Source organism: Stenotrophomonas sp. HMWF023, assembly GCF_003060985.1.
Taxonomy (GTDB): Bacteria; Pseudomonadota; Gammaproteobacteria; order Xanthomonadales; family Xanthomonadaceae; genus Stenotrophomonas; species Stenotrophomonas lactitubi.
Genome location: NZ_QAIJ01000110.1, coordinates 14,585 through 28,099, shown reverse-complemented (window position 1 = coordinate 28,099; position 13,515 = coordinate 14,585). Strand labels below are relative to the sequence as shown.

Sequence of the window (13,515 nt, the reverse complement as noted above, 5' to 3'; positions counted from 1 at the left end):
CACCATGACCCTCGACTTCTTCCGGTTCGAGCTGCGCGAGCAGCTGCGTTCCCCCCTGCTGTGGCTGTTTGCCGGTCTGTTCGCTCTGCTCGCCTTCGGCGCCGCGTCCAGCGATGCGGTCCAGATCGGGGGCGGCAGCGGCAATGTGCACAGCAATGCCCCCACCGTCGTCGCCTCGATGCTGGGCATCTTCACCCTGCTCGGCATGCTGGTGTCCACCCTGTTTGTCAGCAATGCGCTGCTGCGTGACTTCGAACTGGGCACGGCCGAACTGATCTTCGCCAGCCCGATCAAACGCCGTCACTATCTGGCCGGGCGCATCGCTGCAGCGCTGGTGTCGGGCCTGCTGGTATACGTGCTGATCGCCGTTGGCATACTGGTGGCGCAGTTCATGCCCTGGGTCGACGCCGAGCGCCTGGGGCCCACCAACTGGGCCGGCTATGCCTGGACCTTCGCGGTGGTGGTCATTCCCAACCTGCTGTTCACCACGGCACTGCTGTCACTGCTGGCGGTAACCACCCGTTCGATCCTGTGGGTGTACATCGGCGTGGTCGGTTACTTCGTGCTGTACGGGGTCAGCGCCGCCCTGCTGCGCGACATCGACAACACCTGGATCGCGGTGCTGACCGAGCCATTGGGCATGCGTGCGCTGTCGCGCACCATCCGCTACTGGTCCACCGAAGAGCGCAACAGCGGCATTCCGGAACTGGCCGGCTACCTGCTGGCCAACCGGGTGCTGTGGCTGACCGTGGCCGCCGCGCTGTTCGCGGCCACCTTCGCCCTGTTCCGTACCGAGCGCAGCGGCAGTGGCCGCCGCCGCTGGGGCCGCGGCCAGGCGGTGGCATCAGCAGATCCCGTGCCGCTGCGACCGGCAACGACCACGCTGCCGCGTGTGACGCCGGTGTTCAGTACAGGCACCGCGTGGCGGCAGTTCCTGCGCCAGGTGCGGTTCGATACACGCGGCGTGCTGCGCAGCGTGCCCTTCATCGTTCTGCTGGTGTTGGGGCTGGCCAATTTCCTGCCGTCCGCGCTGTTCCGGCAGACGCTGTACGGCACCTCCATCTGGCCGGTCACCTCGCAGATGATCATGGCCCTGCAGGGCGCCTTCAGCTGGCTGCTGATCATCATCGTGCTGTTCTTCGCCGGTGAGCTGGTGTGGAAGGAGCGAGGCGCACGCATCAACGAGGTGAACGATGCGATGCCGGTGCCCAACTGGGTGCCGCTGCTGGCCAAGTTCGTCGCACTGCTGGCGGTGATCGCCTGCTTCCAGGCGGCCGGCGCGCTGGCAGCCATGGTCGTACAGCTGGCCAAGGGCTACACCCATCTCGAACCGCTGCTGTACCTGCGCAGTCTTGCGCTGGATTCGGTGGTGTACGTGCTGATGGGCGGTCTGGCGCTGGTGCTGCAGGTGCTGACCAACAACAAGTTCTTCGGCTACGCGCTGCTGATCGTGGTGATGATCGGCCAGGGCGTGCTGGGCATGCTCGACTACACCCAGAACATCTACAACTTCGGCAGCTGGCCGATCGCCCCCTATTCAGACATGAACGGCTACGGCCACTTCCTGACCGGGCAGTTGGCCTTCCAGGGCTACTGGGCGCTGTTCCTGCTGGCATTGATGTGCCTGGCGTCGGCGTTCTGGGTACGCGGCGTCAGCCAGGGCCTGCGCCAGCGGCTTGCCCTGGCCGGGCGACGCCTGCGTGGCCCGACCGGCGCGATGGCAGCGCTGGCCGCCGTCGCGTTCATCGCGGTAGGCGGCTGGCTGTACTGGAGCACCAACATCCGCAACGATTTCCTTTCGCCGGACCAGCAGCTGGACCTGCAGGCCCGTTACGAACGCGAACTGTCGAAGTACCGCAACCTGCCGCAGCCGCGCATCATCGCCGTGGACAACCGGGTGGACCTGCATCCCGAGACCCAGTCGATGGTGATCGACGCCAACTGGACGATCCGCAACACCCATGTCGCGCCCATCCAGGAGGTGCACGTGGCCACGGCCGACGACAAACAGCTGGTGGCCGTCGACCTGGGTGGACAGACGTTGTCGATGCACGACGCCGACCTCGGCTACCGCATCTATCGCCTGGCTACGCCGTTGCAGCCGAGCGAAGAGCGCCGCATCCATTTCCGCGTGGTGCAGCAGCCCCATGGCATCACCGCAGATCAGGCGCCGAGCAACATCGTCGACAACGGCAGCTTCTTCAACAGCCGCGTACTGCCGTCCTTCGGCTACAACGAAGGCGTTGAGATCAGCGACCGCAACGAGCGGCGCAAGCGTGACCTCGGCGAGCCACGACGCATGCCCAAGCTGGAAGACGAAGCCGCACGCGCGAACACCTACGTCACCAACGACGCCGACTGGCTCGACTTCCGCAGCACCATCTGCACCGCACCAGACCAGGTGGCACTGGCGCCGGGCTACCTGCAGCACGAGACCACGGTGAACGGCCGACGCTGCTTCAGCTATGCGATGGACCGGCCGATGCTGAACTTCTACGCCTACCTGTCGGCACGCTGGGAGGTTCGCCGGGCAAAGTACAAGGGCATCCCGATCGAGGTGTATTTCGATCCCGCCCATGGCTACAACGTGGACCGCATGATCGACGCGGTGCAGAAGTCGCTGGCCTACTACGAAGCCAACTTCACTCCGTACCAGCATCGCCAGGTACGCATCATCGAGTTCCCGGGCTACCAGCGCTTCGCCCAGTCCTTCGCCAACACCATTCCCTATTCGGAGTCGATCGGCTTCATCGCCGACCTGCGCGACCCGGACAAGGTGGACTATGTGTTCTACGTGACCGCCCACGAAGTGGCGCACCAGTGGTGGGCGCACCAGGTGATCGGCGCCAACGTGCAGGGTGCAACCGTGTTGTCCGAGTCGCTGTCGCAGTATTCGGCACTGATGGTGATGGAGCAGGAGTACGGTCGCCAGCACATGCGCCAGTTCCTCAAGCGCGAGCTGGATGGCTACCTGTCCGGGCGCGGAGGTGAGGCCATCGAGGAGCTGCCGCTGGAGCGTGTGGAGAACCAGCAGTACATCCACTACCAGAAGGGTTCGCTGGTGTTCTACCGCCTGCGCGAGGAAATCGGCGAGGAGGCGCTGAACCGTGCCCTGAAGCGTTTCCTGCAGGACAAGGGCTACCAGCAGCCGCCGTACACCACCTCGCGGGAGCTGCTGGCCTACATCCGCGCCGAAACGCCCGCCGACCGCCAGCAGCTGGTAACCGACCTGTTCGAGAAGATGAGCTTTTACGACAACCGGGTGTTGGCCGCCAGCGCGCGCAAGCGTGCCGACGGACGCTACGACGTGACCCTGGACCTGCATGCCAGCAAGCAGTACGCCGATGGCAAGGGCAAGGAGACCGCCGGCACGATGGACGACTGGGTCGAGATTGGTGTGTTCGCCAATGGTCCGTCTGGCAAGGAACGCGACCAGAAGGTCCTGTACCTGCAGCGCCACCACATCACCACGGCCAAGCCGAAGATCACGGTGACGGTGGATGCCAGGCCGGATGAGGCGGGCTTCGATCCGTACAACAAGCTGATCGACCGGGTGAGCGAGGACAACCGGCGCAAGGTGTCGATGTGATGTGAGCGACGGTGCCGGTCTGTGGGCCGGCATCGTTTGCGGAAGCATCCACGCATGGCGTGGATCTACTGGCATGCATCCACGCATGGCGTGGACCTGCCCGGACGATGCGATGGCGGAAGTAGATCCACGCCATGCGTGGATGCCGTACTGCCCGGTCGACGCCCTCGGCTACGCTGCGGGGCTCTGCGAACCGGCCTTCGGCCCCAGCACCGCCAGCAGCACGTAGATCACGATCGACGCCACGGTGCCGAGTGCAGCCAGCAACATGAAGGCAAACTCCGAACGGCCCTGCTGCCGCGCCCACTGCCCCAGATGCCAGGCCGCGCCCAGATTGATCAGCCAGGCGATGACGAACACCGGCCACTGCACGATGCCGACTGCGCGCAGCAAGGGCATGGCGACGAGTGCTGCGACGATGGCGCCGATCAGGAAGACCAGGGCCAGGCGGGAATGGCGTACCGAAGCGGCAGTCATGCGCCCAGCTCCCGTACCATCACCAGTACGCGATAGCCGTGGCTGTCGGCTTCCAGCAGGGGCGTCCAGCCCAACCGCGCGTAAAGGCCGCCATCCAGGGCTTCGGTCTGCAGGTACAGATGCGAGACGCCCATCCGCACCGCCTGCGCCGCAGCCTGTTCGACCAATCCACTGGCCAGCCCACGGCCACGATGACTGTCGGCCACGAACACACTGCCCAGCCAATGCTCGTATTGCGGCAAGGCCTGCATCTCCCGGCGCTTGAGCTGCACCGCGCCGGCCACCTGGCCGCCATCGAATGCGGTGATCAGGTGCGGAAAGCCTTCCGCATCCTGCGGCTGGTTGAGCCGCTGCAGTTCCTGCTCCAGCGACATGCCGGCGTCCCGGCCCCATTGCGCGTTGTACCACTGTGCCAGTTGCAGCCTTTCCGGCGCGTCAGCGGGTAGCACCCTGAATTCCATGGCGAAGCCTCGATCCCTAAGTCGTGCAAGAGGATCACGTACGGCCTTCAATTGGAAGCAGACGAGCGACGGCCTGGCGCTACAGAACGGTCAGCCCTGCGCGAAATCCTTCAGGATCTCGCCGACGCCGCTGGGCGAGATCTCAAAGCCCAGCGTGGTACCCGGATTGATCACCACACCGTAACCGCCCGGCACGCGGCGCAGCACGTCCAGCATCAGCCAGCGGGCCTGATGCTCGGCCTGCTGGTTGTAGATGCCCACCCGCGCCGGATCGGTGAACACGGCCACGTGCAGGGTGCCCTGCTTGTCGAACAGCAGCGGATCGAAGCCGCTGCCATCGGGGGTGACCAGGCTGCCAGTCAGCAGCACCACCTCGGAGGCGACGAAGGCCTCCATGAACGCGCGGATCGGCACTGTTCCGTCCATCGCGGCCTTGAGCAGGGTTTCGATCGGGGTCTGCGGGGCAAGGTCGGTCATGGCGGTACGGCTGGTTTCGGGGGGATGGCTATTGTAGAGTCGAGCATGCTCGACTGCTTGGGCGTCCGCCGGGCATGGCCCGGCGCTACCGGATTCCAGCCAGGCATGGTCCGGCTCTACCGGGGCGAAATGGCCGGGTCCTACCGGGCATGAGCCTGCAGCGGGCCCTGGTCGGACCGCCGCCAGTACCGGTGAACCAGTGCACCCAGCAGCATTCCCACGGCCCACGCCATCAGCACGCTGCCGCCGCCCTCCAGCGCATCCAGCACGACCAGTCCCGCAACCAGCGCCAGCATGGCCGCCACCAGCATGGCCGCTACTCCAGTGCCGCGCGCCCTGGCGAGGCGCAGGCCCGCCAGCATCAGCGGGAACGCCACCAGGCTGGCGCCGAGGCCGAACACCACCAGCGCGTCCCACAGGTATAGATTGAAGCTGCGCGGCATCGCGATGGCGGCGGTACGCGCCAGCCACGGGAAGGACACGGCGGCGATCAGGCCACCGGTGGCCGCGCCACCACAGAGCGGAATCAGTAAACGTCGCATCGTTCAGCCCATCCCTGTCGTAGTGCCGGCCGCTGGCCGGCAGCCGCATGTGCCAATGATGTGGAGCTGCCGGCCAGCGGCCGGCACTACCGCTTCAACCGCTGGTCGCGTGCCTGCTGGTCGGCCACGGCCTTGTCCAGTTCGGCCTGCAGCGCCGGCTGCTTCACGTCCGCATCCAGTACGAACACCTTCACCCCGTGCGCTGGCACGTCAGCCTTCAGCGCCCCCGTCACTTTCACCTCGCCGCCATCCAGCGCGTCCCGCCAGGTGCCGGCCTGCAGGTAGCGATCCACCTTGATGGTCTTCGCTGCATCGCCCTTGTTCAACAACACCAGCGCAGTCTGCGCCACGTCGGCGTGCTGCAGCACGCGGAAGAACACCGCTTCATCGCCCTGCAGACGTTCGTTCACCTGCAGGCCGCGCTGCAGTGCCGGGGTCGCTCCACGCAGCTTGGCGATGCGCTGCAGCGGGGCGAAGATCGGGCTCTGCGGGGCGGCATCCACCCGCGGCTGGCCGAAGTAGGCGCGGTTGCCGGCGTGTTCCGCACGGCCGCGCATGAAGCCGATTTCCGAACCGTAATAGACCACCGGAATGCCACGCGCGGTGAACAGCCAGTTGTGCGCGTCGATGAAGCCGTTGTCGCTGGCCTGCAGGCGCGGCATGTCATGGTTGTCGTAGAAGCTCATCAGCTCGTACGGGTTGGCGTACGGGCCACCGGTCAGGTGCAGCGGCTCGGACAGGGTTTCAAACCCCTTGCCGGCAGTGCCGAAGGTCTGTTCCAGCGCGCCGCGCAGCGGGAAGTCGAGCACGCTGACATTGGCGTTGGCCGGCCAGGTGTGTTCGGCGATGCTGGCGGCGTTGTAGTCGAACGCTTCGCCGAACATGAACATGCCCGGATGCTGCGCGCGGATGCGGTTGACGAACTCGTGCCACCACGGATGCGGCAGCCAGCCGATGGTGTCGATGCGCAGCGCATCCACACCCTGCGCGGTCCACTGCAGGTACGCCCCCACCAGGTAGTCCATCACTGCCGGGTTGTCCTGGTTGAAGTCGCCCAGCTCGGCCAGGTTGCCATCGAAGATCGAGCCGTCCTTGCTGTCGACCGGGCCGATGTTGTTGTAGAACGCGTGCAGCGGATTGTGCTTCGGGTCCAGCTTCTGTGGCGGCAGGTTCTGGTGGTCGGCAATCAACCTGCCGTCCTTGTCGAAGATCTGGCCGAACTGCGGCTGCCGCTTGGGCATGGTCCAGGCCGGCGAACCATGGTTGCCGACGATGTCCAGCACCACCTTCAGGCCGGCGCCGTGCAGGCCCTTGGTCAACCCGGCAAAATCCAGGTCCCTGCTCGGCAGGTGCTCGTCCAGCGCGTAGAAGTTGACGCCCCAGTAGCCGTGGTAGCCGGTCTTGCCACGGTCGGTCAGGGTGCTGGTACAGCTGATCGGCTTGCTGCCGGTGAAGGCTTCATCCGGGTTGTCGACGATGGGGGTGATCCACACCGCGCCGAAGCCGAGGTTGCGGATGTAGTCGGCATTGTCGAGCACACCACGGAAATCGCCACCGAGATAGCCGATGTTGCCGTCCACCTTGTCCGGGCATGGCACCGGAATATCGAAGGTACGGTGCTTGCCGCCCTGGTCGCGATGGTCGTTGGACGGATCGCCGTTGACGAAGCGGTCGGTGACCACGAAGTACACCGCGTCACTGGCGAACGGCTCGGTGGTACCAACATAGGCCGGACGTGGCGCAGCCGAAGCATGGCCAGCGAACAGCACAAGGGATACAGCAGCAGACAGGGCACCACGCATCACACCACCTCCGGACGGGACGGAACCCGCAACACGCACAGACCGGCAATCAACAGACTGCAGCCACCCAGCACCAGGACATGCATCGGCTGGCCCCCCAGCCATGCACGCAGGGCGAAACCGAGCGCGCTGGCCGCGACCAGCTGCGGGATCACGATGAAGAAATTGAAGATGCCCATGTACACGCCCATCTTCGCTGCCGGGACGCTGTCCGACAGCAGCGCATAGGGCAACGACAGGATCGAGGCCCAGGCAAAGCCGACGCCGACCATCGACAGCAGCAGCCACTGCGGATCGTCGATGAACATCATCGAGATCAACCCTGCCCCACCCAGCCACAGGTTGACCAGGTGGCTCCAGCGCAGGCCGATCGCCCGCACCATCGGCGGGATCAGCAGCGCGGCCAGTGCGGCGAAGCCGTTGTAGGCACCGAACAGCACGCCCACCCAGTTGGCACCTTCGTTGTAGGCCGCCGATTCGACATCGGTGGAACCGAAATGCATGCCGGCCACCGCACGCGTGGTGAAGATCCACATCGCGAACAGGGCGAACCAGGAAAAGAACTGCACCCACGCCAGCCGGCGCATGGTGATCGGCATCGCGCGCAGGTCGCCGACGATGGCGGCCAGCATGTGCGTACCCGGTAGTACCCGCGCCGCCGCCAGCAGTGCGCCGTAACCCGCGCACAGGCCTGCCAGCACGTACAGCATCTTGTCGCCCTGGCGCCACGCGATCAGTGCCGCCAGCAACGCGCCGAGACCGAGCCACAGCGCAACCTGGGTCCACGGTGCGGGCCCGGTGACCGCGGCCCCGGCGTGATGCGCCGGTGGTTCGGCATCATCGAAGCTGGCCAGCTCGTCGGGCGAATACTCACGGGTGCTGACCACCGTCCAGGTGATCGCCGCCAGCAGCACCACCGCGCCGAAGTAGAACGCATAGCGCACGGTATCGGGCACCTCGCCCGCCGCTGCCGTGTTGGCAACACCGAAGTGGGCCAGGATGAAAGGCAGGAAGCTGGCAACGATCGCGCCGACGCCGATGAAGAAGCTCTGCATCGCATAGCCCGCCGGGCGCTGCCGTGGTGCCAGCTGGTCGCCAACAAAGGCGCGGAACGGCTCCATCGACACATTGATCGAGGCGTCCAGCACCCACAGCGTGCCGGCCGCGATCCACAGCGTCGGCGAGTTCGGCATCACCAGCAGGGCCAGCGTGGTCAGCACCGCGCCGATCATGAAGAACGGGCGGCGCCGTCCCCAGCGTGTCCACGTGCGGTCGGACAGGTAGCCGATCACCGGCTGCACCAGCAGGCCGGTCAGCGGTGCGGCGATCCACAGTCCGGGCACCGCGTCCATGTCTGCACCCAGCGTTTCGAAGATGCGGCTGGCGTTGGCGTTCTGCAGGGCAAAGCCGAACTGGATGCCAAGGAAGCCAAAGCACATGTTCCAGATCTGCCAGAACGACAACTGCGGTTTTGCAGGACGGCTCATCGTGCGTCCTCTGCTGCCGCCACCGGCGCAATCTTCAGCGCCTGCACCTGGGCCTGGTTCAGCACGCCATCACGACCGCCCTTGCCGCCGGTGTAGTGCGCGAAGTGCTGCAGCGCGCTCATGTTGAAGCCCTCTTCCAGCGTCACCGTGCAGCGGCCTTTGGGTACCGCGAAGGTTGCCGCGGTCGAGTCCTGCGCCGCCACGCTGTGCGGCAGCGTTACCGTGTGCCGCTGCGGAGGCTGGCCCTTGCACTGCACGGCCAGCTGCTTCACCGCCGCGGTCACACCGGTGTTGATCGGGCCGTTCGGGTTGCTGTACTGCAGGCGCAGGCGCACATGGCCCACCTTGGCGGCGTTGAACTGCCACTGCCGGCCGCCACGCAGCACCTGTTGCGGGCCGACGCAGGCCATCGGGCTGTGCAGTGATTCCAGTGCACCTTCGCGGCGGGTCAGGCTCAGGCAGTGCTGCAGCCCGTCATCGCCGATGCGCACCTGGCCCTTGCTGGCAGTGGCCGCGACACCGTCCTGCCACAGCACCTGGCCGGCGGCGACCGCGACGATCCAGCCCTTGCCACTGCGCTTTGCCTGCGGCGCCAGCGGCGTGGCCGGTGCACGTGCATTGGCATCGGCGAGCGGCACATCACGGCTCGCCGCTGCCGGCGCGGCGACCAGCTGCACGGTCGTCGTGGCACCACGCGTGCGCGTCTTTCCCGCGACCAGCAAGCCAGCACCCACCTGCTTCGGGCGCTCCAGCACATAGCGCTTGCCACCCGACTCCAGACTGATCCGCTTCTGCTTTCCGAACAGCTCCGGCACCAGCTCGGCAGGCAGCTTGGGCTCCACGCGACCGTCGTCCTGCACGCCGAACACGCCCTCGGTCACCATCGACAGATAGCCGGCCACCGACCACAACTGGCGCTCGGAGTTGACCACCGGACCACTCAAAGCACCTTCGTCCACGTGTACGGCCTGGGTGACCAGCTCGTAGTTCTCCATGTTGGAGCCGGCCAACGCCGCCCCCTGCATCAACGAGCGGATCTCGGCGGCGATGCGCGGTGCATCGTCCACCTTGCGCGCCGCGCGCAGCGAGTAGGCGCTGACGAACGGCCAGATCGCGCGGTTGTGGTAGATCGGTTGCTGCGCTTCCTGCGGCCACACCACCGGGCTGCCGGCAGCACCCATCGGATAGCCCGCCAGCGCACGGCGCGCGCGCTCAGCAGGCAGCACGTCGGCAAGGATGCCCAGCGACAGGCCGAGCAGATCGATCTTGGCATACGGCACCGGGTGCGCCGCTTCGCCGATGTAACTCATGTACTGGCCCATGTCTTCGCGCCAGAAGCGTGCGTCGATCTGCACCGCCAGTGCGTCGGCCCAGGCCTTGTACTGCTCGCTGCGTTCATCGCCCAGCTGCGCGGCCATCTGCTGCGCCAAGCGCAGCGCCTGGTAGTGCAGCACGTTGGTGGACAGCGCATAGGAATCGCCGATGAAGCGCACGTCCTCGCGTGTCCAGTCCGGATAGGTCTGCTCGCGCCAGTCGAGGAAAGAGGTCTCGCCGCGATACAGGCCCATCCGCGCGTCGAACACCATCGCTCGATCCTGCGCCAGCGTGCCCTGCAGCGCCTGCCATACCTGCTCGGCAAACGCAGGGTCATCGAGCAGGTGGCGTGCGGCCAGGAACCACACCGCGCGGTCGCTGCTGATCGGCCAGCTGCCGCCGGAGCCGGTGTCCTGGGCCACGAACAGGCCGGGCGTATGCCCGTCGCGCGCCACCGACAACTTGAACTGCAGTGACTGCCGGGTGCGCTTCGGGTCCAGCTTGGCCAGCGCCAGGTCGGCAGCGAAGCTGACGTCGCGCGTCCACACGTAAGGCCAGCGCGCACCGGTCTGGAAGCACTCGCACGGTACCGGACGGCCTTCATCGAAGGCCGGATCGCGGATGGCGTCCACCCGGTCCTGGTCCATTTCCTGCTGGGCCAATGCGAACAGCGCGTCGAACATCACGCTGCCGGTCTGGCTGCGCATGGGCGCGGCGGCGATGCGCACCTCGCCCTTGGGCGCATGCAGGATGAAGCTGCCCTTGGCAGCGGCTTCGGCGCGCGCCTGGCGGCCGTCGAATGTCAGGTCGGCCGCGTGCGCGGTCGTCCCCAGCGCTGCCCCCAGGGCAGCGGTCAGGCAAATGATCTTCAGCATCGAAGCGGCAGACCGGCTTGCGCCCGTCGACCTCCCTCCCTCTCTGCACCGTTGTGGGTCCGCACTGCCGTTGCCGGCGTGCGGGCGCGGCACCTCCCTCAAGGTGCCTTGGCCCCATGGTAGACGCGGGGCTGTCGGCTGCGTCCAGCTGCATACGTATTCATGGCGCGCAGTACCGGCGCGCCTACCGCGCTGGCTTATGGTCCGGGTCTGTCAACGGCGCCTTGGGAGGGGAAATGCCGACGTCATCCACAACGGTACGCGCGGCGTTCGCGCACGCCTTCGGCCTGGCCCTGCTGGGATTGGCCACGCTGGCACACGCGGCTGCACCGCAGATCGCCAGCGTCGAATCGCCGGACAAGATACTCAAGGTCAGCCTGGTGCTGGACAGCGGCACCGCGCGCTACCGCGTCGAGCGCCTTGGCCAGACCGTGGTGGCCGATTCGAAGCTGGGTTTTGAACTGCGGGATGGTCGCCTCGACCGCGACTTCAGCCTGCTGGCGCAGGAACGCCGCAGTGTCGACGACCGCTGGGAACAGCCGTGGGGCGAGCGCCGCCTCACCCGCAACCACTTCAACGAACTGACCGTGCACCTGGCCGAAACCACCGGCAGCAAGCGCCGGCTGGACCTGGTGTTCCGCGTCTACGACGATGGCCTGGGTTTCCGCTACGTGTTCCCCGAGCAACCGAACCTGCGCGAAGCGATCATCGATGACGAACTGACCGAGTTCGCCATCGCACCGGAGTCCACCGCATGGTGGATACCCGCGGGCGAGCCGATCCACTACGAATACCTGTACCAGCGCACGCCGTTGCGCGAAGTGCCGCTGGTGCACACGCCGATGACCCTGCGCAGCCACGACGGCCTGCACGTGGCCATCCATGAAGCGTCCTTGGTCGACTACGCCGGCATGTGGCTGCGCCGCACCGAGGGCCAGCGCCTGCGCGCGCAGCTTTCGCCTTCTGCCGAAGGCTGGAAGGTGCGCCGCGCCCTGCCCTTCGCCACGCCATGGCGCACCCTGCAGATTACCGACCGCGCCGGTGGGCTGGTCGAGTCCGACCTGATCCTCAACCTCAACGAGCCCAATGTCCTGGGCGATGTGAGCTGGGCGAAGCCGGCCAAGTACCTCGGCGTGTGGTGGTCGATGCACCTGGATGAAGAGAGCTGGGCGACCGGACCGAAGCATGCCGCGACCACCGCGAAAACGCGGAAAGTGATCGACTTCGCCGCCGCGCACGGCTTCCGAGGCGTGCTGGTGGAAGGCTGGAATCCGGGCTGGGACGGCAACTGGGTCGGCAACGGTTACGAATTCGACTTCACCCGCGCCACGCCGGATTTCGACATCGAAACCCTTTCGGCGTACGGGATGAAGAAGGGCGTGCACCTGATCGGCCACCATGAAACCGGCTGCGCGATCGAACATTACGAAGACCAGCTGGATGCTGCGCTGGACCTGTATGCGCGGCTGGGCGTGGACCAGTTCAAGACCGGCTACGTCTGCGACGACGGCCAGGTCGATCGCCGCAATCCGGCCGGCGGCCCGCTGTGGCGCGAGTGGCACGACGGGCAGTTCATGGCCCGTCATCACCTCAAGGTCGTGCAGGAGGCCGCGCGCCGGCACCTGTCAGTGAATCCGCACGAGCCGATCAAGGACACCGGCCTGCGCCGCACCTACCCGAACTGGATCTCGCGCGAAGGCGCGCGCGGCATGGAGTACAACGCCTGGGGCCAGCCGCCGAACCCGCCCGAGCATGAGGTCAACCTCGTGTTCACCCGCATGCTGGCCGGGCCGATGGATTACACGCCCGGCATCCTCAGCCTGAAGGGCCGCCACGGCCAGGCCATTCCCAGCACGCTGGCCCGCCAGCTGGCCCTGTACGTGGTGCTGTACAGCCCGATCCAGATGGCCCCGGACCTGCCCGAACACTACCTGCAGCACCGCGAAGCGTTCCGCTTCATCGAGGACGTCGCGGTGGACTGGGAGCAGAGCCGCGTGCTCGATGGCGAGGTCGGCGACTACGTGACGATCGTGCGCCGCGACCGCAACAGCCGCGACTGGTTCCTCGGCAGCATCACCGATGAGAACGGCCGCGTGCTGCCGGTGTCGCTGGGCTTCCTGGAGCCGGGCGTGCGTTACCGCGCCGAGATCTACCGCGATGGCGACGGCGCGGATTTCCGCAGCAATCCCTTCGCCTTCAAGCGCGAAACCCGCGAGGTCAGCAGCACCGATTCACTCACCCTGGTGCTGGCGCCGGGCGGCGGGCAAGCCATTCGATTCACGCCGTTGGATTGATGAACGCCCCCGCGTGACGTTCGCCGGGCATGGCCCGGCGCTACCGTGGCGGGGATCTGAAAGCGATTACAACCCTGCAAACGCCATTGAATACGTATGCAGGGTGATTCCCACGAAGAACGCGCTGCCTACCATAGCGGCGACGACAGCGGCCACCGCGTCGCACGTCCTCGACAGCATCGGGACGACCACGAATC

The 13,515-nt window shown here is 66.4% G+C and carries 9 protein-coding genes; 2 read left to right on the top strand and 7 right to left on the bottom strand.

Annotation, left to right across the window (positions count from 1 at the left end; translation table 11 throughout):
* The first annotated feature begins 4 nt into the window (after positions 1-4).
* Entirely contained in the window at positions 5-3,589 is a 3,585-nt protein-coding gene (locus DBR20_RS05875; protein ID WP_108265530.1) for a M1 family aminopeptidase, read from the top strand.
* Positions 3,590-3,760: 171 nt separating this feature from the next.
* Here the strand turns inward: DBR20_RS05875 and DBR20_RS05870 are convergent, their stop codons facing one another.
* The 7 genes from DBR20_RS05870 to DBR20_RS05840 all read right to left on the bottom strand — a co-directional run bounded on the left by DBR20_RS05870 (position 3,761) and on the right by DBR20_RS05840 (position 11,024).
* On the bottom strand, positions 3,761-4,066 hold the full coding sequence (locus DBR20_RS05870; RefSeq protein ID WP_099819314.1) for a hypothetical protein: 306 nt from the start codon (positions 4,064-4,066) through the stop codon (positions 3,761-3,763).
* A complete protein-coding gene (locus DBR20_RS05865; RefSeq protein ID WP_108265529.1) occupies positions 4,063-4,527 on the bottom strand; it encodes a GNAT family N-acetyltransferase in 465 nt (154 codons plus the stop codon). The genes DBR20_RS05870 and DBR20_RS05865 overlap by 4 nt, the downstream gene beginning before the upstream one ends.
* Before the next feature lie 90 nt (positions 4,528-4,617).
* Positions 4,618-5,004, bottom strand: a complete 387-nt coding sequence (locus DBR20_RS05860; RefSeq protein WP_089239412.1) for an SseB family protein — start codon at positions 5,002-5,004, stop codon at positions 4,618-4,620.
* A 140-nt stretch (positions 5,005-5,144) separates the two neighbouring features.
* Complete coding sequence (locus DBR20_RS05855) at positions 5,145-5,546, bottom strand: hypothetical protein (RefSeq protein WP_108265528.1); 402 nt, start codon at positions 5,544-5,546, stop codon at positions 5,145-5,147.
* A gap of 86 nt (positions 5,547-5,632) precedes the next feature.
* Positions 5,633-7,348, bottom strand: a complete 1,716-nt coding sequence (locus DBR20_RS05850) for an alpha-amylase family glycosyl hydrolase (RefSeq protein ID WP_108265527.1) — start codon at positions 7,346-7,348, stop codon at positions 5,633-5,635.
* Entirely contained in the window at positions 7,348-8,835 is a 1,488-nt protein-coding gene (locus DBR20_RS05845; protein WP_025873959.1) for an MFS transporter, read from the bottom strand. The genes DBR20_RS05850 and DBR20_RS05845 overlap by 1 nt, the downstream gene beginning before the upstream one ends.
* Positions 8,832-11,024 carry a Six-hairpin glycosidase-like protein gene (locus DBR20_RS05840; protein ID WP_108265526.1) on the bottom strand — a complete coding sequence of 731 codons (2,193 nt, stop codon included), beginning with the start codon at positions 11,022-11,024 and terminating at the stop codon, positions 8,832-8,834. The genes DBR20_RS05845 and DBR20_RS05840 overlap by 4 nt, the downstream gene beginning before the upstream one ends.
* Positions 11,025-11,260: 236 nt before the next feature.
* Between DBR20_RS05840 and DBR20_RS05835 the strand changes: the two genes are divergently transcribed.
* A complete protein-coding gene (locus DBR20_RS05835; RefSeq protein WP_108265525.1) occupies positions 11,261-13,318 on the top strand; it encodes a glycoside hydrolase family 97 protein in 2,058 nt (685 codons plus the stop codon).
* Positions 13,319-13,515: the final 197 nt, after the last annotated feature.

Excerpts from the sequence above, each read along its gene's own strand:
- DBR20_RS05875 (WP_108265530.1), top strand. The coding sequence starts at position 5 with ATGACCCTCGACTTCTTCCGGTTCGAGCTGCGCGAGCAGCTGCGTTCC.
- DBR20_RS05870 (WP_099819314.1), bottom strand. The coding sequence starts at position 4,066 with ATGACTGCCGCTTCGGTACGCCATTCCCGCCTGGCCCTGGTCTTCCTG.
- DBR20_RS05865 (WP_108265529.1), bottom strand. The coding sequence starts at position 4,527 with ATGGAATTCAGGGTGCTACCCGCTGACGCGCCGGAAAGGCTGCAACTG.
- DBR20_RS05860 (WP_089239412.1), bottom strand. The coding sequence starts at position 5,004 with ATGACCGACCTTGCCCCGCAGACCCCGATCGAAACCCTGCTCAAGGCC.
- DBR20_RS05855 (WP_108265528.1), bottom strand. The coding sequence starts at position 5,546 with ATGCGACGTTTACTGATTCCGCTCTGTGGTGGCGCGGCCACCGGTGGC.
- DBR20_RS05850 (WP_108265527.1), bottom strand. The coding sequence starts at position 7,348 with ATGCGTGGTGCCCTGTCTGCTGCTGTATCCCTTGTGCTGTTCGCTGGC.
- DBR20_RS05845 (WP_025873959.1), bottom strand. The coding sequence starts at position 8,835 with ATGAGCCGTCCTGCAAAACCGCAGTTGTCGTTCTGGCAGATCTGGAAC.
- DBR20_RS05840 (WP_108265526.1), bottom strand. The coding sequence starts at position 11,024 with ATGCTGAAGATCATTTGCCTGACCGCTGCCCTGGGGGCAGCGCTGGGG.
- DBR20_RS05835 (WP_108265525.1), top strand. The coding sequence starts at position 11,261 with ATGCCGACGTCATCCACAACGGTACGCGCGGCGTTCGCGCACGCCTTC.